We start from the raw sequence: 25,470 nt of genomic DNA on the forward strand, positions 1-25,470 counted from the left end.
ATGTGTGGAATAGTCGGCGCTGTAGCAGAGCGTAATGTAGTCGAAATCTTACTGGAAGGCTTAAAGCGCCTTGAGTACCGTGGTTATGATTCCGCCGGTGTGGCGTTATTACAATCAGGCGGTGAACTTACCCGCATCCGTCGTACCGGCAAGGTACAGGAACTGGCAGATGCTGTGGCGAACGGTGAAGCGCTGGGTTCTACCGGTATCGCGCATACCCGCTGGGCAACCCATGGCGGCGTAACTGAACGTAACGCGCACCCCCATTGCTCCGGTGAGCGTATCTCCGTTGTACACAACGGCATCATTGAAAACTACGAAGCCTTGCGTGAATCACTGAAAGTTCAAGGTTATACCTTCACCAGTGACACCGACACGGAAACCATTGCACACACGGTACATGCTGAAATGCAAAAAGGCGTGAGCCTGCTTGAAGCAGTACAAAACAGTGTGAAGCAGTTCCACGGTGCTTACGGTACGGTCATCATGGACAGTGAAGACCCGTCACGGGTAGTCGTGGCACGCTCGGGTAGCCCCCTGGTAATTGGTCTTGGCCTGGGGGAAAATTTCATTGCTTCAGACCAGATGGCGCTACTGCCGGTGACGCGTCGCTTTATCTTCCTTGAGGAAGGTGATGTCGCTGAAATTACCCGTCGGGAAGTCAGCATTTTTGACGTTAATGGAAACCCGGTTGAGCGTGAAGTCATTGAATCTAATATCGAACACGATGCAGGTGATAAAGCGGGTTACCGTCATTACATGCTCAAAGAGATCCATGAGCAGCCAACGGTTGTGCGTAACACGCTGCAACAGCGGGTGGACGAAAAAGGACTGTTACCGGACATTTTCGGCAACGGTGCCGATGAGATTTTCTCAAAGGTTAAACACGTTCAGATCATCGCCTGTGGTACCAGTTATCATGCCGGTATGACGGCCCGCTACTGGCTGGAACAGTACGCGAATGTATCCTGTGGTATCGAAATCGCTTCTGAATTCCGTTACCGCAAATCGGTAGTACATGAAAACAGCCTGCTGGTGACTATTTCCCAGTCCGGTGAAACAGCCGACACGCTGGCCGCTCTGCGTCTGGCGAAAGATCTGGGCTATATGGCCAGCCTGACCATTTGTAACGTACCCGGCTCATCGTTGGTACGGGAATCCGATCTTGCCTTTATGACCCGCGCCGGTGCAGAAATTGGCGTTGCCTCGACTAAGGCTTTCACGACTCAGCTAACCGCTTTCCTCATGCTCACGCTGGCACTGGGTAAGCACAACGGCATGTCAGACAAAGATCATGGCAGCATCGTCAGTGCTCTTCACAGTTTGCCAGCCAAGCTGGAAGAAACCCTGGCGATCACCAAAGGTATTGAAGACTTAGCAGAAGAGTTTGCCGACAAGAACCATTCATTATTCCTGGGCCGTGGCGATCAGTATCCTATCGCAATGGAAGGCGCGTTGAAGCTGAAAGAGATTTCCTATATTCACGCAGAAGCTTACGCCTCAGGTGAACTGAAACACGGCCCGCTGGCACTGATTGACGAGGAAATGCCTGTCATCGTGGTAGCACCCAACAACGAGCTGCTGGAAAAACTGAAATCCAACGTAGAAGAAGTACGTGCGCGCGGCGGTATCATGTATGTATTCGCAGATAAAGATGCACACTTTGCCAGCGACGAAACCATGCGGGTAATCAACGTGCCGCACTGCGAAGCCCCCATTGCACCCATCGTTTACACTCTGCCGCTGCAGTTGCTGTCATACTACGTAGCGCTGATCAAAGGCACTGATGTGGATCAGCCCCGTAACCTGGCGAAGTCGGTGACGGTGGAGTAAGTGACAGGAAATTGAGTTATAACTTTGATAGCTAAAGCTCTACTTTGGCTATCAAATGTACTTCTTCTGAGTAATTCCGAATTGTTTGCCAAGTCGACTCTATACCTGCAAGCCCGGCTGAGTTCCGCCCTGGTACACTGTCCCATCAGGCCAAAACACCGTTATTCGGTAAGTGTCGGAGCCGCAAAGCCGCCCGGGCTTTTCAATTAGTTATTACCCCGGCAATCAACCCATCACAATTCAGAGGCCTTCACTGCTCCCTTTTGGGGGCGGTGTGCATTCTGATATCTACTTTGCCCCGTATTTCTCACATCTATTCAACATGTAAATTTGCCACTTAGCGCAAATTGTAACGAATTTAAAACAAATTTTATCTTATTTTACTTGTTGATTCTAAATGTCTTTTTCTGATTTTGTGAAGTTTTTTTGCCGTAATTTTTAACAAAATGACAATTATCCCTGTTGACAAATATTTAACGAATGAGGGAATATGCTCACGTGTTGGTCATATGCCCACTTGGTGGCAAATTTAATAAATGGAAGTGAAAAGCTCTGATTTGATGTGTGGTAAGAGCAAATACGCTTCGACAACGCGTTAATAAAAATTACGCCTAAACGCAAAGGACACATTTAATGCTAAACCCCCAACAACATGCAGGAAATAACACAACATTTGAGTGCCAGTCTAAGCAGTCTGTGAAGCGACGCTTCCTGGGGTCTGCCGCAGCACTAATGCTTATCCCCTCGTTCAGTAGTCAGGCCTTTGGCGACTTTAATGCCGACCGTTACATCACGGGTGACTGGGGTGGTGCGCGTGCTGATTTAGCTGATAAGGGCGTAAATGTTCGTCTCGGTCACTTCAGCCAAACGGCATACAATATGGAAGGTGGAGAAAGCTCAGAAGTTGCCTACGCTGATCAGTTTTTCCTGGGTGGCTACTTTGATTTAGACACTTTACTGGGTTGGTCAGGCGCAGAGTTTAAAGTAGAAGTCACCAACCGGAATGGTGATTTAATTAACAACAAGGCGAACATGCCTTTTCTGCTTCAATCTCAACAAATTTTTGGACGCGGGAACGTCACTCGTCTTACTCAATTCTCGTTAACTCAGCATCTCTTCGACGGCCAGTTAAGCATCAAAGCGGGTCGTATTTATCCAAGCGCTGATTTTTTTGCCATGAGTTGTGCTTTTCAGCATTTAACGTTCTGTAGTGGCGGGTCATCAAACTATATCAGCAGCGCATGGTACGGCGACCCGTTAAGCGCACTTGGTGTACAGGTAACCTACAAGCTAACAGATAACTTGTTAATCAAAGCAGGCTCATACGACGCAAATCCAGAGACCATGTCCCTGAACCAGGGACTGAAATTGGGTACATCAGGAAACGTAAGTGGTACTACCGCGGTGGGCGAGATTGAATACAAAGTGGATTATGGAAACGGTCTCGATGGCGATTATCGTGTGGGAATAGTCCGAAGCAGTCTGGATCGCACAAAACTGGTGAATGAAGCAGGTTACCCTGCTGGCAGCACCGGTGATGCAGTGGTTATACAGGACACAGACAATGCTTTTTATATCAACCTTGAACAGCAAATTACCCGTAACGCAGCAGGTGGCGGTTTGCGTTTATTCGCCAGCATGATTCGGTCGGATAACGACATTGCCAGTGTTGGTGAAGTGTTGGCATTTGGTGGATTTATCAACGCACCATTTCCCGGGCGCCCCGGTGACCGCGTTGGTCTGGCTATTGGCCGGAACAGCGTGAGCAGTGAATTAACCAATGCACAACGTCTATACAACGCGGAAATGGTTGGCGATAGTATGGCAGTGCGTGAGCATGAGTATCCGATTGAGTTGAATTACAACTATGTGATTACACCAGCGATTGCTGTTATGCCGAGTGTTCAGTACGTCATTAATCCAAACGGTGATGAAGACGCCGAAAACGCAGTTATTTGGGGCCTCCAGGTGGACTTGAATTTCTAAACGCGACGCAGTGAAGACAATGCACCGCTCTTTAAACAGCCAGACAACATTAGAAGCCAGATAAAAAAGAAGGAAAAGAAAAATGATGAAACGACTTGCAACGAGCATCTGTTCTGCCCTGCTTTTAAGCATGCCTGCGGCAGCAGAAACCGTCACTATCGCCACAGTAAACAATGGCGATATGGTGACAATGAAAAGTTTAAGTAAAGCATTCACCGACGAAAATCCGGATATTCAACTGGAGTGGGTGACATTAGAAGAAAACATTCTGCGTCAACGCGTTACTACTGATATTGCTACCGGTAGTGGTCAGTACGATGTCGTCACCATTGGTACTTATGAGGTACCTATCTGGGCGAAGCAAGGGTGGTTAGAGCCGCTGAACAACTTAGGCGCAGACTACGACGTGGACGATATCCTGCCTTCTATCCGTGGTGGTTTGTCGTACGAAGATGCGTTGTATGCTGTGCCGTTTTATGCCGAGAGCTCTATGATCATGTATCGCACTGATCTGATGGAAAAAGCCGGTCTGACGATGCCAGAAAAGCCAACCTGGGATTTCGTGCAAAAAGCTGCAGAAGCAATGACAGATAAAGACGGCGGTGTTTACGGTATCTGCCTGCGTGGCAAAGCGGGCTGGGGCGAAAACATTGCACTGCTGACTGCAATGGCCAATTCGTTTGGTGCACGTTGGTTCGACGAAAACTGGAAGCCACAGTTTAACACGCCGGAGTGGAAGAAAACCCTCGATGTATACACTGAGTTGATGCATAACTACGGCCCTCCGGGCGCATCTTCTAATGGTTTTAATGAAAACCTGGCGCTGTTTCAAACAGGCAAGTGCGGTATGTGGATTGACGCTACTGTAGCGGGCTCTTTCGTTACCAATGAGGCTGAGTCTTCAGTTTCAGATCATGTTGGTTTTGCGTTGGCACCTGACGCTGGTATGGGCAAGCGTGCTAACTGGTTGTGGGCGTGGAACCTCGCCATTCCAAGTAGCTCAGACAGTAAAAAAGCAGCTGAAAAATTCGTCGCGTGGGCGACATCTAAAGGTTACTTAAACCTGGTGGCGGAAGAGAAAGGGATTGCGAACGTGCCACCGGGAACGCGCGCATCACTTTATGCCAATCAGGATTACCTCAACGCTGCGCCGTTTGCCCAAATGACCCTGGAATCTATCAATTTGGCAGACCCGAATAATCCGACAGTGAAGCCTGTCCCTTATGTGGGTGTTCAGTTTGTGGCAATTCCTGAGTTTCAGGGCCTGGGAACCGCTGTAGGTCAGCAATTCTCTGCCGCAGTCGCGGGTAATATCACGCCAGAGCAGGCACTGAAAACCGCCCAGCGCCTGGCAGAAAGAAGCATGCGCAAAGCGGGCTACCCGAAAGATTAATAAAGGCTGCCGGCCGCCTTCCCTTAGCGGCTGGCAGTACTTTTGTAACAGGTATTGACAGGAGCATTTCTATGGCAACAACCAGTTCCCGGTTCCTCAGCCGCGTCATGATCAGTCCGGCAGTGGCACTGCTGTTTATCTGGATGATCGTGCCGCTAGCGATGACCATCTACTTTTCATTTCAAAACTACAATTTACTCATGCCCGGCATGCAGGAATTTATCGGTTGGATGAACTACGAGTTTTTCCTTACTGATCCTGCATTCATGGAATCGTTTTTTAATACATTGCAGCTTGTTTGCGGTGTATTGTTTATCACTATCGTGGGTGGTACCGCCATCGCCGTGTTACTTGATCAGGCCATTGTGGGTCGTAACATTGTGCGTATATTGGTGTTAGCCCCGTTCTTTGTCATGCCTACCGTATCTGCGCTGGTGTGGAAGAATATGTTCATGAACCCGGTGAACGGCATTTTTGCACATTTGTTCACGTCTCTGGGTTTCGAACCTTATGATTTTCTTTCTCAGGCCCCGATGGCCTCTATCATCTTAATCGTGTCATGGCAGTGGTTACCCTTTGCGGCGCTCATTTTGCTAACGGCGATTCAATCGTTAGACCAGGAGCAACTCGAAGCGGCAGAGCTTGATGGTGCCGGTCCTGTTGCTCGCTTTTATTACATTGTGGTGCCACACCTTTCCCGCGCTATAACGGCCGTTGTGCTGATTGAGACTATTTTCCTGTTATCAGTGTTTGCCGAAATCCTCGTCACAACCAACGGCGGACCGGGTTATGCGTCGACCAATATCACTTATTTGATTTATTCGCAGTCGTTGCTCGACTTTGATGTGGGCGCAGGATCCGCAGGCGGTATTGTGGCGGTGATCCTTGCAAACATCGTTGCAATTTTCCTGATGCGCATGATTGGCAAAAACCTGGAGAAGTAACCCATGAGACATTCACAACTAGTCAGACAAAAAATTGTGTATTCCATTCTCGCCTGGGTTGTGGGTATTGCGATTTTTTTTCCTATTTTATGGACGGTATTAACCAGTTTTAAAACCGAAATTGAGGCAGTGGCCGCTGAGCCGTCGTTCTTGCTCTTCGACTGGACGCTGGAAAACTACGCCACCATTTTAGAAGAAAGCCGTTACTTTGCGCACTTCTGGAATTCAGTGGTTATCTCGTTAGGGTCGAGTTTGGTTGGACTGTTAATTGCCATTCCTGCAGCCTGGGCAATGGCCTTCGTGCCAAACAAACGTACTAAAGATGTACTGATGTGGATGCTCTCAACCAAGATGTTGCCACCGGTGGGTGTGTTAGTGCCCATTTACCTGTTGTTCCGTGATTTTGACTTACTGGATACCAAACTAGGCCTGGTTATCGTGATGACGCTCATCAACCTGCCTATCATGATTTGGATGTTGTATACCTACTTCCGCGAGATACCGTCAGAAGTCCTGGAAGCAGCCCGTATGGACGGCGCCACAATTGGTTCAGAAATTGTGCACGTGCTCTTACCAATTGCATTGCCCGGCATTGCTTCAACCTTACTACTCAACATTATTCTGGCGTGGAACGAGGCATTCTGGACATTGATCCTGACGGCAGCCAAAGCGGCGCCGTTAACCGCTTTTATTGCCAGTTACTCAAGTCCCGAAGGGCTGTTCTACGCAAAACTTTCTGCCGCGTCCACGTTGGCAATTGCCCCAATTTTAATCATCGGTTGGTTTAGTCAGAAGCAATTAGTGCGTGGCTTAACGTTTGGTGCGGTGAAATAAGGAATTTCGTTATGGGAAATATTACTTTAAAACAAGTGACTAAAAATTTTGATGGCCATGAAGTTATCAAGCCGCTGGATCTCTCCATCGATAGCGGTGAGTTCGTGGTGTTCGTCGGCCCGTCGGGTTGTGGCAAATCCACTATGCTGCGCATGATTGCCGGGCTTGAAGATGTCAGTAGCGGCACCATCGAAATTGATGGTCAGGACGCCACCGAAACCCCGCCCGCCAGGCGAGGGTTGGCAATGGTGTTTCAGTCTTACGCGCTGTATCCGCACATGAGCGTGCGCAGCAATATCGCGTTTCCCTTAAAGCGCGCCAAAATGGACGACGCCTTAATTAAAGAAAAAGTAGAGAAGGTGGCGCAAACACTTAATCTGACCCCGTATTTAGAGCGTCGACCCGGTCAGCTATCTGGCGGGCAGCGTCAGCGTGTGGCTATCGGACGCGCCATCGTTCGCGAGCCGGCTGCATTTTTGTTTGATGAACCATTATCGAATCTTGATGCGGCGCTTCGGGTGAATATGCGTCTGGAAATCTCGCAACTACATAAAGATCTTCAAACCACCATGATTTACGTTACCCACGATCAGGTGGAGGCTATGACGATGGCTGACAAAATCGTGGTATTTAACGCAGGCAATATCGAGCAAGTTGGCTCTCCGATGGCACTGTATCGTCATCCGGTAAACAAATTTGTGGCTGGTTTCATCGGATCTCCCAAAATGAACTTCATTGATGTAGATGACACAGTCAATGGCCAACCCGTGACCTGCCTGGGCGTGCGGCCGGAGCATCTGGTGCTCTCATCAACAAGTGGCACCTGGAAAGGAAAAGTTGGTGTTGCAGAGCATCTCGGCTCTGACACTTTCTTGCATGTGAATGTGCCGGGTGTGGCGAATCTTACTGTACGAGCCGACGGTAACTGCCCTTACAACTATGGTGATGATGTGTTTGTTTCTCCCGTTTCCGGGCAGGAGCACTATTTCGATGCCTCAGGCAAAGCGATACGCAAGGAGTCTGCCGGCAACCCGTCAGCAACAGTGACTGCCATTTCTCAATGAGTTTTGCGGGCGAAATAAAGGTTTTCGTTTTTTCAGGAGCAATATTGTGACAATACAACTTAATCAATCTAATTTGGCGTCAATGCCAGATAATGTCAGTGTGCCGGGATATGACAGAGCTAAGCTGTCAGCTGGTATTTTACACATCGGCATTGGCAATTTTCACAGGTCACACCAGGCAATCTATTTAGACAAGTTATTTGAGCAGGGAAAAGATCACGATTGGGCATTAGTCGGTTGTGGTGTGAAGTCCTTCGATGCCGCAATGCGCGATAAACTGGCGAAGCAAGATTGGCTGACTACCGTTGTAGAACTGGATGAAGATGCATTGAGCGCCCGTGTGTGTGGCTCGATGATTGATTTTTTAAATATCGACGCTAATGAGGTTATCGCAGCTTTGTGTCGACCTGAAATCCGAATTGTATCGCTGACAATTACCGAAGGTGGTTACTTTATTGATGCGAAAACCGGAGGTTTCCACCACGAACACCCTGACATTCAGGCAGATATCGCAAACCCTCAGTCACCAAAGACAGTATTCGGTATATTACTGGAAGGCTTAAAGCAGCGTCGTGCTGCGGGTCTTGAGCCGTTTACCATCATGACATGCGATAATGTACCTCACAATGGCGATGTTACCCGTCAAACGCTAACGGGCCTGGCAAAGCTCATAGATGAGGACATTGCAGCATGGATTAGTTCGTCAGTGGCTTTTCCTAACTCTATGGTGGATTGTATCACCCCGGCAACAACGGCACGTGAAATTGAGCGCCTGGTAAAAGAGTTTGGTGTTGAAGATGCCTCGCCGGTGTTCTGCGAACCGTTCCGCCAGTGGGTCATCGAAGACAATTTCCCGCAAGGTCGTCCCGCGTTAGAAGAGGTGGGTGTTGAATTTGTTGACGATGTGACTGCCCATGAATTCATGAAACTGCGGATCCTGAACGGCGGCCATGCCGCACTGGCATTTCCTTCGGCGTTACTTGGTCTGGAATTCGTACATGAAGGTATGCTACATCCTTTAGTGCGTGATTATGTTCGCAAAATGGTTATTGATGAAGCCATTCCCACTTTGAATCCGGTGCCGGGGACTGATTTTAATGACTATCTGGACCTCATTGAATCTCGCTTTGCAAATCCGGAAATTGGTGACACTGTTGCGCGTTTATGTACAGATCCTTCAAATCGTTTACCTAAGTTTATTCTGCCCATCACCCAGGCGAATGTTGACAGCGAGGGCTCAATAACAGGGACGTCACTAGTTATTGCTTTATGGTGTCGTTACTGCGCATATACAGCGGATGCAGCCAATAACACAGTGCTGAACGACGAGCAGGCTTCGCGTCTGCAAAAACTCGCCCTGGAAGCGAAAAACATGCCTGAAGCCTTTTTAGGTATGGACGATGTGTTTGGACCACTGGGTAAGCATCCACGCTTTGTAGCAGCATTCAGTCACTGGCTGAACAAGCTCTGGACGGAAGGCACGAAGGCGTGCCTCGAGGCTTACATTGCCGGAAAGTCTGAGTAGTCCGCTCTGAAAGAATGCGTTAAAGTACCATCCCGCCGGAGTCCGGACGCTGCGGCGGGAAACTGTATTGCGCATATAAGAATGGGAGGTTTCGACTGTGTACAATCGCGATAGCATGTACGATTCTGGCCCCGGCGGCGAGCCAGTAGAACTGGTCATTTTCGACTGTGACGGCGTGTTGATCGACAGTGAAGTGATAAGTCTCATGGTTATTCGGGAATTGCTTGAAACTTATGGTGTTGTGATTGACGAGACGTACTTTACCCGTGAGTTTCTCGGACGTAGCTTTCTATGTGTTAAAGAAACAGTAAAACGCGATTTTGGCGTGTTGCTGCGTGAAGAGTTTGAGCAACAATATTTATCTGCATTACTCGAACGGTTTGACAGTCACCTTCAGCCGGTTGACGGCATTGAGTCGCTGGTTGCGCAACTGAATATTCCTTTTTGTGTGGCGACTTCAAGCCATCGCGGAAGAACCAACAGAGCGCTGTCTGCGACTGGCCTGTTGTCTTACTTTGATGACGCTATTTATACTGCCTCGCAAGTACAAAATGGTAAACCTGCGCCCGACCTGTTTTTATTCGCTGCAGAGCAGCAAAAGGTAGAACCCAAAAACTGCCTGGTGATTGAAGATAGTTTATCGGGATTGCAAGCTGGCGTGGCCGCAGGAATGCAAGTGTGGCACTTCCAGGGAGGCTCGCATATGCCCGCATCCATTGGCAGTATTTCAATACCTGCCGGCATTAGCCGCGTAATAAGTCACTGGTCGCAGTTTTTTACCGCGCACCCTGAATTAAGGATTAAATCCCCGTCATGATGAATACGCCTCCAATAAACGATGCCAGAAGACTCGATGATGCGGCCCGGGCGGGTTGGTTATATCATGTCGCCGGCAATACGCAGGATGAAATTGCACGCAAGCTCGGAGTATCGCGCCAGTCGGTACAGCGGCTGGTTGCCCTCGCGGTTAGTGCCGGCCTTATAAAAGTGCGTCTAGACCATCCCATTGCCCGTTGTATGGAGCTTAGTCACCGCATTAAAGATCGCTTTGAGCTTCATAACTGTGAAGTTGTGCCCAGTGATCCCGCGGATCCTTCTGCTATTATCGGTTTAGCGCAAGCCGGCGCGGCAGAGCTTGAACGTTATCTCAAACTTCCGGAACCGCAAACTATTGCGATGGGAACAGGGCGTGCTTTACGCGCTTGTGCTGATGAATTGCCGCCTATGAACTGCCAGCAGCACAGTATTGTGTCGTTGATTGGTAATATCATGGATGATGGTGCGGCTTCAGCCTACGACGTGGTGGTACGGGTGGCTGATAGGGTAAAAGCGAAGTATTACCCCATGCCTCTGCCAGTTTTCTGTCCATCTGCAGAGAACAAAACACTTCTGCTTGAGCAGCCGCATATTAAGCCAATATTTGAAAAAGGCAGTAAAGCTGATGCAACATTTGTGGGCATTGGCAACTTAGGTACAGCCTCTCCACTCTTTTTAGATGGCTTCGTAAGCGAAAAAGAAGTGGAGTCACTCTTCACTATGGGTGGTGTAGGCGAGATGCTAAGTTGGGTGTTTAACCGGCAAGGTGAAATCATCGACTGCGAGCTGAACCGGCGTGTATCCAGCATGAAACTCGTGAAAAATCCTGCTAACCCGGTAGTTGCTATTGCCGCGGGTGCTATCAAAGTAGACGCCATCATGGGCGCGATGCGTAGCGGACTGATAAATAAGCTCATTACGAACGAATACACAGCGGAATTAATCCTTAGTAGTGATTAATTTCGTTATTCCGGTGCTATGGCTCCTTCGTTGCGCACTCATCGAAATTTTGTAAGGAGTATAAGCCGGGGCCGGAGTATTAGCCGGCTCCCTGACTACCTTATCTTTGAATATACCACCGACCTCTTTTCAGACTCATCAACCTGCAGGCTGAAGACATCCGGTCTGGCGTAATGGCCGTTTACGTCGAAGTCGTAGCGGGCGCGTTTTAAATCTTCAAGGTCAATGTCTGCGGTGATAAGGCCTTCTTCGTTTTTAAGTGGCCCTGCAAGAATATCGCCCATGGGGCTGACAATAACACTGCCGCCGGCAATTAACGGGCGTTGTGACTCCCAGTTTTCTACTTCAATACCCAAGGCGTCCGGAGACGGTTGCACCTGACAGGCACTGACCAGAAACATTCTGCCTTCGTGAGCGATATGGCGCATGGAACATTGCCAGATCTCCCGCTCGTCCACGGTGGGCGCACACCAGATATCGACACCTTTGCCATAAAGTGCCATACGAAGCAGGGGCATGTGATTTTCCCAGCAGATAGCGCCGGATATCCGCCCGGCTGAGGTATTGATGGCGGGCAGGGTGGAGCCGTCTCCCTGGCCCCAAATCAGGCGTTCAGTACCGGTGGGCATGAGTTTGCGGTGCTTTGCCGCCAGGCCATCTTCCGGCGTGAAATACAGGGAGGAACAGTAAAGCGTCGAACCCTGCTTTTCGATAACGCCTATGACCAGGTTCGTATTCAGGCGAGCTGCCAAATCTGCCAGTTCACGGGTTTCCGGTCCCGGGACGGCAATGGCTTCATCAAAATACTGTTTAAAGGATTCTCTGCCTTCCGGTAAACGGTAGCCAAGACGGGTTCCGAAGATTTCTCCTTTCGGATAGCCGCCAAGCAAAGCCTCGGGCATCACCACTAAATCGGTTTGTGCTTCTTTAATAGCGTTTTCAAAACTGAGAATGGCCTCTAATGTCGCCTGAGTGCCCTGTGGTTTAGTGCCAATTTGCAAAGCCGATATACGCTTTTTCATGGAATTCCTTTACGGTGTTGAACAGAGAGATTGCCGGTTTATGTGATATGAATCATAGTACGCCGTTTCTCGGGAAAACAGGCACAGATGCTCAGCGCCATCGTAGATCAGATCAACTGAATATGAATTTCCGGTTTTGAAAAGCGGCGGATAAGGTATTCTAGGCTTACGCAGGTTTTTCGCCTGTTGCGTGGCTGGTGAAAACGGCCTTGTTTTAACTATAGACACTAGCGAAATATCAGCTTTTGAACGGAAAAAATAAAGTCGTCGCATTACTTCGTCAACAACCGTACTCGCGGGTAGCGCTGGCGCAGGCTACCGGTTTGGGTAAACCGGCGTTGACTAAAGTGACCAGAGTGCTTGCTGAAGAGGGTCTTATTCGTGAGAACCCGGGGGCTGAAACTGACTCCTCAGATCGTACAGGCAGGCCGGCAACAGAGTTGGCACTGAATGAGGGACATTACTTCAGTGTTGCAATGTACGTTTCGATTGAAGGTGTAAGTGCTTACTTGCAGGATGTTTCAGGAAAAGTGCACCGTTCTTTGAATCAGCCATGGCAGGTATCATTCAAAGAAGGAAACCTGTTTTCCCCGTCCGTATTCTCCGCAAAGCTGCAGGCGCTGGTTAGTTCACTATGCGCCGGCCATGGTATTGAAGTAAATGTACTTAAATCGGTATGTATTGCTACTCAGGGAAAAATAGCGCAGCACACTGGCATTATTTATCAGTCGCAATTACTGGATGAACAAAACGTACCGCTGGCATCCATGTTAAAAGAAGCGCTGGGTGTGCCTGTGCATTTGTATAACATTGCCTGGTGCTCGACGTTCTATTTCAACGCCTTTAATCAGTTTGAAGACAGCTATATAGCGTTGCTTCTGGGTTATGGTCTGGGCACCGGTATTTGCGTTGATGGCAGATTAATTGCCGGACCGGATGGTCTTGCTCCGGAAGTGAGCCATCTGACTTACGATAAACATGGTCCGGTATGCTATTGCGGCGCCCGCGGTTGTGCTGAGCAGTACGTCACCTACAACGCGATTTTCGAGCAGGCTGAACAGGCCGGTATTACGCTGAAAGGCGCAACGCCTGTTGAAAAGCTGCACCATATCAGTGAATTGCTCAATGTAGGCAATCCGGCCATGCAGGCCATCATTAACCAGGCAGGGGATGTCCTCGGGCACATTGCCGTGCAGCTAATGGCCATGCTGGATGTGCGGCACATCTACTTAAACGGTGAAACGGCCATCCTGCACGAGTACCTGGGGGCCGCCATCAAAGAAGCGCTTGAGCATCATGGAAGTACCCAGGCCATTGCATCCCGCCTTGCTATTACTTACGAGCCGGATACTGACGTTGCCACGCGGGGCTTACTGGAATTGACCAACCGCAGCTTCTCCGTTTAGCTGCGGCCACGTTGCAGAATTATTATTCTCTGGTTTTAATGATGATCCGCCGGTAGCTGGTCAGTGCCGGTGTGCCGTTATCTGTTACTGCGAGAATAACGTGAGCTTCACCGCCGTTATCACAGGGTACCGGCGTATCGTGCCACATCTCTCTGCATGCTTTAGTCACGGTAACTTCGCTTTTGCTGCCGGTATTTTTCAGTGAAAGTGCCGCCAGCGCCGGAGTGCCCGGCATGCCGCTGTAGCCTGCTTCTTCGTAATGGAACCAGTGCCAGGACAGTTTATTTCCGTCAGGATCTTCTGTGGCAGAAGCGTCCAGAACCAGCGTCTCCCCCTGTTTAACATCAGCGTAAATCACCTCTGTGCCTGTGTTTCCGTTAACCGAAATGACGGGATGATGGTTTGCTTCCTCATAGGGCTTGATAGTCCAGTCCATGCGGGCTGCAAAATCATGCTGAAACTGCTCACGCCAGCGCCAGATGGTCGCATGATCAGAGACTACAGTTTCACCGTCTTTGCCTGTAACCGTATCGGCAGACGTGACACGGGGGAACCAGTCACCGCCCTGAGTCCAGATTGAATGTGTTTCTCCGTAGGGTTGACGGTAAACATAGCGTCCTCCCCAGCCGCCCCAGGACGGGCTGCGGAAACTGTTCAGTCCGTTAGCAGTTAATCCGAGAAATGCCGGTGTGTCACCTTCCATAATGAATGCATATCTCAGGTAATGCTTGCCCAGCGGGCCCTTTTTACGGATATTTTCTTCCAGCCACTCATTCGATACGGTGGTGAAGTCAGCACCTTTGCCGTTTTGATAGTATTCATCACCGGCGATGCCTGTCCAGGTAGCGTAAGCATATTCACCGCCGTCGGGAGACGAAGGCTTTACGATATAGCTGACATCAGGAAAGTGTTTGCGTATCCACGGGCCGGCATCATCCTGATCAGAAATAGAGTACACGCGAAGCTTCTTCTCAAATGCTTTAAGTTCAGCCTCTGAGCGGTTTGCCTTCACATCCATCAGCGCCTGCGCCAGCGTATTGGCGCCACCCCACACTGTTACCCAAACCGGTCGCGGATCGTTTTTATCAACGGCGGCAATCAGCGCTTCAGAACCCGGGGACGATTGCCCTTTGCCTGTACTGGCCATGCCGTAACCAGGCTGGCCCACATTAACCAGACTTTGCAGATACGGTGCTTCCGGCCAGCCGTCAGCATGTTTCATCAGGTTGCTGCGTACTTCGCCGTAAGCGGAAATAATACCGGCTATGGTGTCTGTTTCCCGCTTTTCTTTCTGCCAGGTAGACGTAGTTGCAATAAGGCCCTCAAGGTCCAGTTCATTGGAATAGATCAGCAGGCGCACCATGGACATCTGATCGTCCGGCTCGTTACCCATATCAGTGAAAACAAACACTCTGGGCTTGCCGGTAAATTCATCCACCGGCGGCGGTGTGTTACTGAGTGCATGAGAGCTCGCAAAAACCAGCAGCGCCAGACTGCTTTTCGATACAACAGAAGTAAACCGTTTCAATGACAGGATCCTTATTCATCACAACACTGGAAATGTGATAAATAAGTTAATTTACTTGGTGAATTAATTCAATGAATAATATGAGCCAGTCATTAAGATTTGTCCTGAATTAACTAAAAATCCGCTCTCATCATATCTTCATCATTTCGTCACGTGGCAGTCACAGTTCCCGGACAGCATGGACTTTCACACTGACAAAGGAGACGGGTAATGGGATTGAATATGTGGCAGATTTTACTGGTACTGCTAATCGTAGTACTACTATTCGGTCGTGGCCGTATTCCTGCCTTGATGGGCGATATTGCCTCCGGTATCCGCAGTTTCAAACAGGGTTTGCAGGACGAAGAACAAAAGCTGGATGCAGTAGCACCTGCCGGTCAGACAGAGTCAGAATCCGCACAGTCCAATCGTGTACCAGAGCAACCGGTGAAAGCCGGCCAACCCCATGCTTGATCTCAGCTGGACTGAGCTCTTTTTCGTGGGTGTGCTGGCACTCATTATCATCGGCCCGAAAGATTTACCTGAGCTGTTTCAAATTTTCGGACGCTTTACTGCAAAGCTGAAGCGCATGTATGCCGGCATGCAGGGCAGCATGAATCAGCTTACGAAAGAAGTGAATATTGTGAACGGCAAAGCGCAACCGGGTGACGAAAGCTGGAAAGCGTTTTTGCCTGAAGATATAAGAAATCTGCCGGCAGATTTTACTCCGGGCTCAATGTCTGCAGAGCAACATGCTGAGCGCCGGAGCAAAATTGACGAGGCGCGCAAACAGGCTGATGAAGCGCGTAAGGCGAAGGAGCAGCGCAATGAATGACGAACAGATCAATAAGTCCACTGCGCCTTTACTTACTCACCTTATTGAGCTTCGTACCCGCCTGCTTTACTGCCTGGCGTTTTTTATGGTGATGTTCGGCGCCGGCTACTATTTCTCTGCTGACATATACCATTTCCTTCAACAGCCATTGCTTCAGCAATTCGGTGAAGGCAGTGAGCGGAGAATGATTTATACCGGCTTGCAGGAGGCATTCTTTACTTACCTGAAGCTGGCATTTTTTACTGCTCTGTTTTTCTCGGTGCCGCTTATTCTGATCCAGGTCTGGCGATTTCTTGCTCCGGGTATGTATCAGCACGAAAGAAAAGGTTTTTTGCCGCTGTTTATTATGACCCCGGTTTTGTTTATTACCGGCGCTGCGCTTGCGTTTTATGTGGTGATGCCGATGGCATGGCAGTTTTTTATGAGTTTCGAAACCGCAGGTGGCAATGAGGCCATCAGAGTCGAACTGGAAGCAAAAGTCAGTGAATATCTGTCGCTGGTGATTAAGCTCATTCTGGCATTCGGACTGAGTTTTGAGCTACCGGTATTTCTGCTTATCCTGGCGAAAACCGGCATGGTAACGGCAGAAACACTAAGACACTACCGGCGCCACGCTATTGTGCTGATATTCCTTGTCGCTGCTTTTATTACACCCCCTGATTTAATTTCCCAGATAGCACTGGGTACGCCCATAGTGTTGCTTTATGAAGTATCTGTTTACCTTGTTGCTATGACAGAGCGGCGGGCACAGGCGGCGCAGGAAGCTGCTGAAATATAAATTAAAAAAATCTGTCACGAACATGTAGCCTGCCCGTCAAGAAAATGGCGTCTGCGTGTCATTTTTGCTCAGTAGATTGGTTCCCGGCAAGACCGGATGTTGTCCCCTTTCAGAGGTCGGGGTTCCTACTTCTAAAACCAATCGAACAGGTGCAAAAAAATGTCTAAAGAAACAACCGGGATGATTCTGTCCGAAGCGACGGTTAACCGTCGTGATTTTGTGAAAGGCGGTTCTGTTGTTGCTGCCAGTACAGCACTGGCATCGCTGTCTGCCAAGGCTGCGACTCTGCCATTTTCTTCTTCTTACGGCCCCCTGAGCATGAAAGCCTGTAAAGCGACAGGTCTGGAGTTGCTGGCTTTACCGGACGGCTTTGAATATACCTCTTACGGCTGGACAGGTCAGATCCAGTCTGACCGTAACCCGACACCAACCGACCATGACGGTATGGCAGTGGTTGCTGCAAAGCAAAATATTGTATGTCTGGTTCGTAACCATGAGTTAAGCGAGGGCGAAGGCCATAAATGTGACCCTGTGGGCGGCCGTGGTATCTATAATCCGGCGCAATATGGCGGTACTACCAACCTGATGTTTGATGTAGTAAATGGTAAGTTCCTGTCTTCCTACAATAGCCTTGGCGGCACAATCCGTAACTGTGCTGGTGGCTCCACACCATGGGGTTCGTGGTTATCCTGTGAAGAGACCTTCCAGGTTGCTCAGGGCATTTATCACGGCTATATCTTCGAAGTGCCCGGTTTTGGTGTATCAGACGGTCAGCCAATCCGTGAAATGGGTCGCTTCACCCACGAAGCTGTGGCAGTGGATCCTGCAACAAGCTTTGTTTACATGACAGAAGACACGGGGACTTCGGCATTTTATAAATTCGAACCTGCAGGCCAGTGGGGTGATCTGAAATCAGGCGGTACGCTTTACGCAATGGTGCTGGATAACACACCACGTGTTGACCTGCGTGGCGGATTGGTTGAAGGCTCAACCTACAACGTAAGCTGGCAGGAAATCCCTGATCCGGACGCGTTCAGTGAATCCTGTTTCAGTCAGGCCAGCGACGCTGCCATCATTCTTCGCGGTGAGGGTTGCTGGTATGACGACGGTAAAATCTACTTCGTTTCTACTTCAGGTGGCGCAGCCGGTCTGGGACAAATTTTCTGTTTCGACCCCCGTCGTCAGCAACTCACGGTTGTATTTGAATCTACCAGCACGTCAGAAGTCGATGGTCCTGACAATATTGCTGTCAGTCCCCGTGGCAGCATCCTGATGTGTGAAGACGGTGGCTCTGATCCCAAGCGTCTGGTGGGCTTAACGCAAAGCGGCGAAACCTTCACGTTCTGTGAAAACCGCATGGAGCTGGATCAGGGTGATCTTGCTGTTATCGACAACATTTACCCCGGCGTTTCAGAAAACTTTACCGACAGCGTGGGCACCAGCACAGATGGTTCTGCCCGCCGCAGCTTTACCAGTCGTGAGTGGTGTGGTGCATGTTTCTATGGCCGCTGGTTATTCGTGAATATCCAGTCTCCGGGTGTCACGTTCGCGATTACCGGCCCGTGGGAAAACGGCGCACTGTAAGCCGGAATAAGCATAAAAATTTAATAAAACAATACGGGGGCACGTTGCTGCCCCTTTTCAGACTTTAAGGAATAAACATGAAAGCACTGGTATTTTTAGCATCAATGTTACTCGCTGTTCAGGCGAATGCAGCCATTATGAACCTGAGCATTCCGGGTACGGCAAGCGGCTCTCTGAGTGACGAAAGCGGTTGGTTAAACGGTGATACTTCAGCAATTGATTTTTACACGTTCGAATTATCTGCTGACACTGAACTGAGCTTCTCACTGGATACACTTCTTACATCAATGGGCATGAGCTTGTATTCAGGTGAACTGGCGACTGACCCCGGTTTCCTGTTTGACAATGCAGGTGACTTCTCTGATTTCTGGGGTAGCAGCTTAACGTATATCACTGGTACCGACGCTTTCGTACCTGCGGCAGGAACTAATGGCCTGGATGCGGGATTACTTACAAGTGGCTGGTACACGCTGGCTGTAGGTGGGAATGAAGGTTTCAGCTTTGGTTCATTCAGTTACACGCTGAATGCAGACGCAGTGACCACCACTGTTTCAGAGCCGTCCACGTTTGTGGTTGCACTGATGATGTTGGCAGGATTGTGCTGGACACGCCGTCAAGGTCGCAACTAAACGCGATTTTTATACGATGAAGGGCGCTGAGCGCCCTTCATATCTAGCAGCCTGATACATCAACAATAATTTCAGGAGGCTTATACACGTCCACAAAAGTTTCGTAGGAAACATAGCAGGCCGTGGCAACCACGTCGTTATGCCCAACACCCTGGTTAATTTTACTTCGAACAGTAATGTAAATTTCACGGGTAAGATCGCCGCTGGCAGACTGGCCGTTGAAATTATCGGCCCAGGTAAAATCATTGGCACCAAAACTCATCAGCTCCATGATTTCCGGAATGCCGTCACTGTCACCGAACGAAAGTGCCAGCGGATAGCTTTTGTCGAAATAAACGCCATCGAAATCAAAACCATTATTAAATCCGCCATTCCGTTTGGCTATGATGGCTTTTGTGTGGGCAATGTTCGCGGTGGATTTCAGTGCGCCGGCAAGGGTATTAATAACAGCAGCATTGGCTTCAGATGACAGGTTCACAAAACGCGGCAATGCCGTGACCGATAATACGCCAAGCATAATGATGACGATGATCAGTTCAATAAGCGTGAATCCGGATTGTCTGGATACCTGATAACGCATTGGCCTGCCCGATTTCTTACCCTGTCAGTCGATAATTTAAATACACCGTAATACTACTTGTTTATGGTAGAGCAGAATCCGGCGTATAGGGTTATCTGTAAATATACCTATGCACGTTGCCTTTAAGCCGCTGAGACTAAGTTTTGCAGCTAAGTGCTTCATTCTTATAACGGCCTGCGTGCCGGAAACATAAGCCCGGCTTACCGCAGTTACACAGATTTAATGAGGTTTTATGACGACATCCCGCCCATTTATCATTTTTGACTTCGACAACTGTCTCGCTCCCGGTAATGCGGTGGGGGAAAACTTGCTCGCTCCTTTGTTTGACGACCCGGGTGAGCCTCCACGTAAAGGAAAAGGGCATTACTTTGCGCTAGCCTGCGATAAGTACGGGGTCGACCCTCAAGATGTTTGGGTGATCGGAGACAGTGCAGAGTCTGAAATCGCAGCAGGAAATGCTTTGGGGATGAAGACCGTACAGATTCTGCGTGCCGGTGTTGAGAGGCATGCTTCGGCAGACTATCACGTTACCGGTTTGCATGAGTTTGCAAAACTCGCCGGGGCGTAATTTCAAAGTAGCTGAACAGCTACTTTCTCTTCGCTTACAATAATCCTTGTGGCAAAAAGGGCAGGTGCCCGTTTCGATTTCTGATCGCCGGGTTAAACTGCACTGAAATAAGCCCCGGCAGCGGGAGTACTGCCGGGGCTTATTCTTTATAAGTATGTCTTTCGTCGAAAGTAACTACTTACTCAATCGAGAACTCATCAAATAATGTCACTTCAGAATCCAAATCAGTTGGGTCAAACACATAGCTTTTCACTGTGCCTGTGCTGGTATCAAGGACAGAGAATACCGACAGTACATTGCTGGCAACAAAAGGCAAATTCGGGTAGCTGTCATTTTCCATGCTCATAGGACTGAACTGCGTAGGGAAGCTCATTACACGCCCCTGTGGATCACCGTTAGGCGGATAATTCGTTTCTGACCAGCGCGGATTGGCTGAATAAACATCTTCCCAGAAATCAGCTGTAGCCGGACGCCGGTTTGCCGTGTAAGTGCCGGTGGTATCATCGTAATATGCACCATAGCTGTTACCCACATTAGAGCTTTCCAGGTAGTGCAGATCTTCTACCTGCGCACGGTTCCACAAATGAGAATGGCCGATGTGCACCAGGTCTACACCGTTTTCAATGAGCAGGGGTTCAATATCGTTCAGCCACACATCACCGGTAAGCGGATACTGGTAACGAATTTCCGTCGCGCTTTCTAGTGACGGCGCGATGGTGTCAGTCCATGTGGCCGGCTCAATGGGGAAGGTGTATTCAGCGACAGATTCACCACCACTGCCATTGTCCTGTACAACCTGCAGCACTGGCTGTGCAAGCACCGGAACGGTGTTGTCACCCAATCCGAAAACGCCCTGGTGCGCCATCACCACCTTGTACTTAGCATTTTGAAATGCTTCAGTCTGCATAACATCTGTCAGCCAGGCGTATTGCTCTGACTCAGCATCGAAACGCTCAAACAAAAACTCACCAAATCCCCACTGTGTCGGGTCGGTGTAGTTTTCGGCGTTTTCAACAAATTTGGTTTTGTTGTTCGGGGTAACACTCCACGAACGCCAGATGCGGGACACATTCATAGAAATCAGGAACACGTCTCCAAACGATACCGCGAAGTATTCTTCGCCGCGGGGGCCATCGTCCGGGAAGGAAAAGATATCCAGAAAGCTCATCTGGTTGTGAGAGTGATCGGCAATCCACTGTGCCTTAACCGTTTCATCGTCAGACGGGTTAACGTCGGCTTTAACCTGTTCATAGGCGACTTCTGCAAACCATGCCGGTTGAGGATCACCAAAGCCGCCGTTCAGAGAGTAGCTTTCTTCATCGGGCGTATAACGACCCATGACCTCATGGTTTCCGATAGTACCGAACACCGGTGCATGCTGGAGAATTTCACCGCCATTGTAGGGAAAGCCCGGCATGTATTGCTGGTAGTGTCCCTGCAGGGCAGGAAAGAATGCAGGCGCATTGTCTTTGGCCTGATCGAACCATTCTGAAGCGCGGTCGGGTACATTCACAAAATCACCGGCAAAGAAGACAGCGTCAGGCGTGCCAACGGTTTCCACTACCTTTTGATAGTTTGCGACAACGTTCTTTTTCGACTGCAAATCAGAGGTCAGCAGAATCATTAACGGCTGACCCGTAGCTGGTGTAGGGGCAAGGGTAAAGGTGTCACTGGTAAATGCAAAGCCGTCCTCGTCAGTACTGGACACCGAGTAATCGACCCGTTCACCCTGCGTCAGTCCTGTTGCAGTGGCTTCATGGCGGTAAACGTCACGATACGTCACTGTTTCGAAGGTCTGATTGTCGATAGCAGAGCCAGAATCTTCCATCATGCGTTCCAGCTTCGTGGTGGTAACATCCGTGATGGTCTGGTCAGCATAGGTTAATGCATGTTCACTGCCTTCGAAATTGGTGAACCACACCACATTCACACTGGAGGCTGTGGGTAATTGTAAAAACGGGTCTGTGAGCATTTTATGCTCAGGGTTCACGGTAACCGGCACTTCTACTTCAACGGGAACTTCAACTTCAACCGTTTCATCGTCATCACAAGCGGTAAGAGTAAGCAGGAGCCCGAGGGTGCCCGCAACGCGTAACTTCCACAACATGGATACATTCCTTTTGAACGAATAGAGATAAAAATAAATGGAGTACTGCGCAGACCAGCGTTACAGGATTGAGTGACGGTAGTAAGATGTTTTTATTACAGTGGTGTTATTTGTTTGGAATTTTTTATTCTTTGAGTTGCGGGGTAAGAATAAATTGATGATTAAGAATAAAGAAGCCGGGCAATGCCCGGCTAACAGTTTCAGGGAAGAAACACGCAGTAAACTTAGAAGTTACCCCGCAGGCCGAGAGAGACGCGGCGGCCGGAGAACTCATACATGGTCGGGAAGGCCGGGTCCATGGTGTAACCTTTGGTGGCTTCGTCAGTAATGTTGATGCCTTCCAGCGTCACTTTGAAGGTTTCGTTGATACGGTAGCCTAAAGACACATCGTACTGGCCGTAGGCATCGCGGTATACCGGATACATGTCACGCTCAATATATTCCACGTACTTGTCTTTGTAGTTGTAAGACACGCGGGCATCAAATACGTCGTCTTCGTAGTAGAACGTCACGTTATAGGTTTCGTCAGCCAGTCCTTCCGGCGGCGTAGGAATACCTAAATCAGAAGCGCCTGTTAAAGAGTTATCCAGCGTTGTGTAGTTGGCATTCACACCAAACCCGTCGAGCACGTCATGGAAGCGGGCGAAAGGCACCTGAACGATAAATTCCAGACCACTGACATCATAGGAACCTTCAGCGTTAACTTTCTGGTAAACGTCGAAGTCGTAAACACCGTCAACAGTGCCGTTGTCGTTGTACTTGGTCACACCTGTTACCACGCCGGTGAGTGATTCACGTACAACGCCTTCGATTTCTTTTTCAAAGTAAGATACGGCCAGCAAACCACCTTCTTCCAGATAATATTCCAGTCCCACTTCCCACTGGTCAGCATAGGTAGGTTTCAGATCCGGGTTACCGTCGCGGTATTTAAACTCATTTAAGCTCACGGTACGTTTGTAAGCGATGTCAGTCAGTGCAGGGCGGATGAAGTTTTCTGACGCAGCAGCACGGAACAATAACTCGTCGGTAATATCCAGCGTGAAGTTCACACTTGGCAGGGTTTCTTTGTAATTACCGGATTTGGAGACTGGCGCAGAGGTATAGCCGGTTGAGCCATCGTCATTCTGTACCTGGTGGTAACCTGATGAATTTACGTCAGTATCAATATAACGCAAACCCGTGTTCAGTGACGCCGGCATGTTGCCAATATCAAACTCGAAGTCCGCCATCACGTACAGCGCCGTTGCCTTTTCTTCTACTTCGTAGAATTGATCCGGTTCAAAATCCACAGCAAAGCCGTCGTAACGCATTTCACTGCGGGCGTAGGCATTTGAAATTTGTGCCCAGTCTGATTTTGAGGTCACTTCCGGTAAATACTCACCGCCCGAAACTAAGTCAGAAATGGTGGTTAAGTCGCTGTCAGCCAGTGTGCGGGTGCCTACCCAAGACGAGTCACCTTCAGCCGGGCCGGTTACGCGGTTTGTACCGTAATCACGGGTTTTCGATTTATCCGTATAGCGTCCGCCAAACTGCACTTTTGCCAGCGCAGGGAAGAAACTTAAATCCATATTACGGGTGAAATCCAGCTGGGCGGCGTATTTGTCGTCTGAAATGCCTTCAAGATTCACTTCGTAGTAATCGAAGGTGTACGCTTCCGGCGAGTTGTACATATCGAAGGAGTCAGGATTATCGCTGGCAATGGTTTCACCGCCTGTGCTGGTGTAACGGGTACGGGTAGGTCGATAAGCTGTATGCTTCAGGTTGGTGGATTCCTCGGTTTTCTCAGCACCGCTGTAACCCACTACGCCGTAAACATCCCACTCACCAAACTGCCAGTCCATAGTCAGGCTGTATTGCTGATAATCCGTAGTACGGCTGTACTCTTTACTCAAAAATTCGTGCTGTGTGGCAGCATAATCTACATCAGTCAGCACCGTCATTCCGTAATCTGCTAATGTCGTGCTGTCGTAAGCATTGATACGCTCTAACGAACTGATACTTGAGGCGGAATACGCTGCCGCATCATATTCGTCTTCGTGGTTATCGAAGGTGCTCCACATGCTGTCGAAGGTTAAGCTGAAATCCCGTGAAGGCTTATACTGAACAGATGCCGTGGCGCCCCATTTTTCCTGCTCGCTCAGGTAAGAGCGGTCACCCACTTTATCAATAAATACAACGCGGCTGGTTTCGTCACTGTCGAAGCGGTCGTCAATCGTGATGCCGGTATCGCGGGCCAGTACATCAGCAGCCTGGTCTGATTGCCACTGTGATGAGCCTGATTTTTCTAAAAAGCGCGAAAGCGGACGGAAATTAATGCCTGAGTTGCTGTCTGTGCGGTTGGTACGTTCTGAATAGGCAAACGACACTAACGCGCCCCAGTCGCCCATGGTGTCGCTGGCCAGGAATGAGAATTTAGGATCTGTTTCTTCCGAAATATCGTTGTAGGCGCCTTCAACGGACGCAACAATCTGGCGGCCGTCATAGTCAAACGGGCGGGCTGTACTGATAGCGACTGAACCGGCAATACCACCTTCTTCATCTGCAGCCGTCGGCGATTTCTTAACGGTAACACTTTGAATAATTTCAGAAGCAAAGCTGTCGAATTCAACATCACGGCCGCCGCTGCCTGACGCAGTAGCAAGGTTGTTAATAGACACAAAAGTAAATTCAGTCGGCAGGCTGCGTACATTAACGCGCTGGCCCAGACCCTTGTTTCGCTCAATGGTAACACCGGGCATACGTTGTAGTGCTTCAGCCAGGTTTTGCTCGGGGAAGTCAGCAATATCCGAAGCCACAATCGAGTCAGAAAAGCCAACCGTGGTACGTTTGATATCAATCGCCTTTTCAAGGCTCTTCACGTAGCTGCCTGTAACCTCGATTTTCTCAACACTATCGTCCTTTTCCTGCGGGGCTTCCTGCGCAACAACGGTGCCGGTGATCAGGGTGCTCAGTGCCAGAGCAAGTGGCGACAACGGGAATAAGCGGTTTTTCATGAGTGTGTTTTCCTGTAAATGTCTTTGCGACTAATTTTTGAAATTCGCCAACCATGACGACAGGAAAAACGCCTCGGGGACGAATTTTATGGTGAAGTTTTTATGT

Annotated in this window: 21 protein-coding genes; 16 read left to right on the forward strand and 5 right to left on the reverse strand. The window is 49.4% G+C overall.

The window, feature by feature from the left end; translation table 11 throughout:
- The 9 genes from glmS (at position 1) to AC4PME_RS06005 (ending at position 11,355) form a co-directional block, all read left to right on the forward strand.
- Complete coding sequence (glmS, locus tag AC4PME_RS05965; protein ID WP_491046431.1) at positions 1–1,833, forward strand: glutamine--fructose-6-phosphate transaminase (isomerizing); 1,833 nt, start codon at positions 1–3, stop codon at positions 1,831–1,833.
- A gap of 633 nt (positions 1,834–2,466) precedes the next feature.
- Positions 2,467–3,819: a carbohydrate porin gene (locus AC4PME_RS05970; RefSeq protein ID WP_491046430.1), complete on the forward strand. Its 1,353-nt coding sequence runs from the start codon at positions 2,467–2,469 to the stop codon at positions 3,817–3,819.
- A gap of 82 nt (positions 3,820–3,901) precedes the next feature.
- Positions 3,902–5,212: an ABC transporter substrate-binding protein gene (locus AC4PME_RS05975; RefSeq protein WP_491046429.1), complete on the forward strand. Its 1,311-nt coding sequence runs from the start codon at positions 3,902–3,904 to the stop codon at positions 5,210–5,212.
- 71 nt (positions 5,213–5,283) lie between these two features.
- Entirely contained in the window at positions 5,284–6,156 is an 873-nt protein-coding gene (locus tag AC4PME_RS05980; RefSeq protein WP_491046428.1) for a carbohydrate ABC transporter permease, read from the forward strand.
- A gap of 3 nt (positions 6,157–6,159) precedes the next feature.
- Positions 6,160–6,990: a carbohydrate ABC transporter permease gene (locus AC4PME_RS05985; RefSeq protein ID WP_491046427.1), complete on the forward strand. Its 831-nt coding sequence runs from the start codon at positions 6,160–6,162 to the stop codon at positions 6,988–6,990.
- 11 nt (positions 6,991–7,001) lie between these two features.
- A complete protein-coding gene (locus tag AC4PME_RS05990) occupies positions 7,002–8,054 on the forward strand; it encodes an ABC transporter ATP-binding protein (RefSeq protein WP_491046426.1) in 1,053 nt (350 codons plus the stop codon).
- A 46-nt stretch (positions 8,055–8,100) separates the two neighbouring features.
- The gene (locus AC4PME_RS05995; protein WP_491046425.1) at positions 8,101–9,579 is read left to right on the forward strand and encodes a mannitol dehydrogenase family protein; all 1,479 of its coding nucleotides are present in this window, start codon (positions 8,101–8,103) and stop codon (positions 9,577–9,579) included.
- A gap of 97 nt (positions 9,580–9,676) precedes the next feature.
- Complete coding sequence (locus tag AC4PME_RS06000) at positions 9,677–10,396, forward strand: HAD family hydrolase (RefSeq protein WP_491046424.1); 720 nt, start codon at positions 9,677–9,679, stop codon at positions 10,394–10,396.
- On the forward strand, positions 10,396–11,355 hold the full coding sequence (locus AC4PME_RS06005; protein ID WP_491046452.1) for a sugar-binding transcriptional regulator: 960 nt from the start codon (positions 10,396–10,398) through the stop codon (positions 11,353–11,355). The genes AC4PME_RS06000 and AC4PME_RS06005 overlap by 1 nt, the downstream gene beginning before the upstream one ends.
- Before the next feature lie 95 nt (positions 11,356–11,450).
- On the opposite strand, the gene AC4PME_RS06010 is transcribed toward AC4PME_RS06005, so the two are convergent.
- The gene (locus tag AC4PME_RS06010; protein WP_491046423.1) at positions 11,451–12,377 is read right to left on the reverse strand and encodes a carbon-nitrogen hydrolase family protein; all 927 of its coding nucleotides are present in this window, start codon (positions 12,375–12,377) and stop codon (positions 11,451–11,453) included.
- Positions 12,378–12,622: 245 nt separating this feature from the next.
- Here AC4PME_RS06010 and AC4PME_RS06015 point away from each other — a divergent pair, with 245 nt between their 5' ends.
- Positions 12,623–13,783, forward strand: coding sequence for an ROK family protein (locus AC4PME_RS06015; RefSeq protein WP_491046422.1), 1,161 nt, complete (start codon positions 12,623–12,625; stop codon positions 13,781–13,783).
- Between the two features lie 22 nt (positions 13,784–13,805).
- Here AC4PME_RS06015 and AC4PME_RS06020 read toward each other — a convergent pair whose 3' ends face one another.
- Positions 13,806–15,311 carry a DUF1593 domain-containing protein gene (locus tag AC4PME_RS06020; RefSeq protein ID WP_491046421.1) on the reverse strand — a complete coding sequence of 502 codons (1,506 nt, stop codon included), beginning with the start codon at positions 15,309–15,311 and terminating at the stop codon, positions 13,806–13,808.
- 210 nt (positions 15,312–15,521) lie between these two features.
- On the opposite strand from AC4PME_RS06020, the gene tatA reads away from it, so the two are divergent.
- The 5 genes from tatA to AC4PME_RS06045 all read left to right on the forward strand — a co-directional run bounded on the left by tatA (position 15,522) and on the right by AC4PME_RS06045 (position 19,116).
- Positions 15,522–15,764: a twin-arginine translocase TatA/TatE family subunit gene (gene tatA, locus AC4PME_RS06025; protein ID WP_491046420.1), complete on the forward strand. Its 243-nt coding sequence runs from the start codon at positions 15,522–15,524 to the stop codon at positions 15,762–15,764.
- Positions 15,757–16,125 carry a Sec-independent protein translocase subunit TatA/TatB gene (locus AC4PME_RS06030; protein WP_491046419.1) on the forward strand — a complete coding sequence of 123 codons (369 nt, stop codon included), beginning with the start codon at positions 15,757–15,759 and terminating at the stop codon, positions 16,123–16,125. The genes tatA and AC4PME_RS06030 overlap by 8 nt, the downstream gene beginning before the upstream one ends.
- Positions 16,118–16,903, forward strand: a complete 786-nt coding sequence (tatC, locus tag AC4PME_RS06035) for a twin-arginine translocase subunit TatC (RefSeq protein WP_491223625.1) — start codon at positions 16,118–16,120, stop codon at positions 16,901–16,903. The genes AC4PME_RS06030 and tatC overlap by 8 nt, the downstream gene beginning before the upstream one ends.
- Before the next feature lie 159 nt (positions 16,904–17,062).
- On the forward strand, positions 17,063–18,487 hold the full coding sequence (locus AC4PME_RS06040) for an alkaline phosphatase PhoX (protein ID WP_491045777.1): 1,425 nt from the start codon (positions 17,063–17,065) through the stop codon (positions 18,485–18,487).
- Positions 18,488–18,564: 77 nt separating this feature from the next.
- Positions 18,565–19,116 (forward strand): hypothetical protein, encoded by a 552-nt coding sequence (locus AC4PME_RS06045; protein ID WP_491045778.1) that lies wholly within the window; start codon positions 18,565–18,567, stop codon positions 19,114–19,116.
- Between the two features lie 43 nt (positions 19,117–19,159).
- Here the strand turns inward: AC4PME_RS06045 and AC4PME_RS06050 are convergent, their stop codons facing one another.
- Positions 19,160–19,696, reverse strand: a complete 537-nt coding sequence (locus AC4PME_RS06050; protein ID WP_491045779.1) for a pilus assembly FimT family protein — start codon at positions 19,694–19,696, stop codon at positions 19,160–19,162.
- 232 nt (positions 19,697–19,928) lie between these two features.
- Between AC4PME_RS06050 and AC4PME_RS06055 the strand changes: the two genes are divergently transcribed.
- Complete coding sequence (locus AC4PME_RS06055) at positions 19,929–20,264, forward strand: HAD family hydrolase (protein WP_491045780.1); 336 nt, start codon at positions 19,929–19,931, stop codon at positions 20,262–20,264.
- A gap of 178 nt (positions 20,265–20,442) precedes the next feature.
- Here the strand turns inward: AC4PME_RS06055 and AC4PME_RS06060 are convergent, their stop codons facing one another.
- Positions 20,443–22,371 (reverse strand): metallophosphoesterase, encoded by a 1,929-nt coding sequence (locus tag AC4PME_RS06060; protein ID WP_491045781.1) that lies wholly within the window; start codon positions 22,369–22,371, stop codon positions 20,443–20,445.
- A gap of 224 nt (positions 22,372–22,595) precedes the next feature.
- The gene (locus AC4PME_RS06065) at positions 22,596–25,364 is read right to left on the reverse strand and encodes a TonB-dependent receptor (RefSeq protein ID WP_491045782.1); all 2,769 of its coding nucleotides are present in this window, start codon (positions 25,362–25,364) and stop codon (positions 22,596–22,598) included.
- Positions 25,365–25,470 lie beyond the last annotated feature (106 nt).

The sequence above is a fragment of the Alteromonas sp. genome, assembly GCF_984505615.1.

Coding starts and splice junctions, on each gene's coding strand:
- glmS (WP_491046431.1), top strand. CDS start 1: ATGTGTGGAATAGTCGGCGCTGTAGCAGAGCGTAATGTAGTCGAAATC.
- AC4PME_RS05970 (WP_491046430.1), top strand. CDS start 2,467: ATGCTAAACCCCCAACAACATGCAGGAAATAACACAACATTTGAGTGC.
- AC4PME_RS05975 (WP_491046429.1), top strand. CDS start 3,902: ATGATGAAACGACTTGCAACGAGCATCTGTTCTGCCCTGCTTTTAAGC.
- AC4PME_RS05980 (WP_491046428.1), top strand. CDS start 5,284: ATGGCAACAACCAGTTCCCGGTTCCTCAGCCGCGTCATGATCAGTCCG.
- AC4PME_RS05985 (WP_491046427.1), top strand. CDS start 6,160: ATGAGACATTCACAACTAGTCAGACAAAAAATTGTGTATTCCATTCTC.
- AC4PME_RS05990 (WP_491046426.1), top strand. CDS start 7,002: ATGGGAAATATTACTTTAAAACAAGTGACTAAAAATTTTGATGGCCAT.
- AC4PME_RS06005 (WP_491046452.1), top strand. CDS start 10,396: ATGAATACGCCTCCAATAAACGATGCCAGAAGACTCGATGATGCGGCC.
- AC4PME_RS06010 (WP_491046423.1), bottom strand. CDS start 12,377: ATGAAAAAGCGTATATCGGCTTTGCAAATTGGCACTAAACCACAGGGC.
- tatA (WP_491046420.1), top strand. CDS start 15,522: ATGGGATTGAATATGTGGCAGATTTTACTGGTACTGCTAATCGTAGTA.
- AC4PME_RS06030 (WP_491046419.1), top strand. CDS start 15,757: ATGCTTGATCTCAGCTGGACTGAGCTCTTTTTCGTGGGTGTGCTGGCA.
- tatC (WP_491223625.1), top strand. CDS start 16,118: ATGAATGACGAACAGATCAATAAGTCCACTGCGCCTTTACTTACTCAC.
- AC4PME_RS06040 (WP_491045777.1), top strand. CDS start 17,063: ATGTCTAAAGAAACAACCGGGATGATTCTGTCCGAAGCGACGGTTAAC.
- AC4PME_RS06045 (WP_491045778.1), top strand. CDS start 18,565: ATGAAAGCACTGGTATTTTTAGCATCAATGTTACTCGCTGTTCAGGCG.
- AC4PME_RS06050 (WP_491045779.1), bottom strand. CDS start 19,696: ATGCGTTATCAGGTATCCAGACAATCCGGATTCACGCTTATTGAACTG.
- AC4PME_RS06055 (WP_491045780.1), top strand. CDS start 19,929: ATGACGACATCCCGCCCATTTATCATTTTTGACTTCGACAACTGTCTC.
- AC4PME_RS06060 (WP_491045781.1), bottom strand. CDS start 22,371: ATGTTGTGGAAGTTACGCGTTGCGGGCACCCTCGGGCTCCTGCTTACT.
- AC4PME_RS06065 (WP_491045782.1), bottom strand. CDS start 25,364: ATGAAAAACCGCTTATTCCCGTTGTCGCCACTTGCTCTGGCACTGAGC.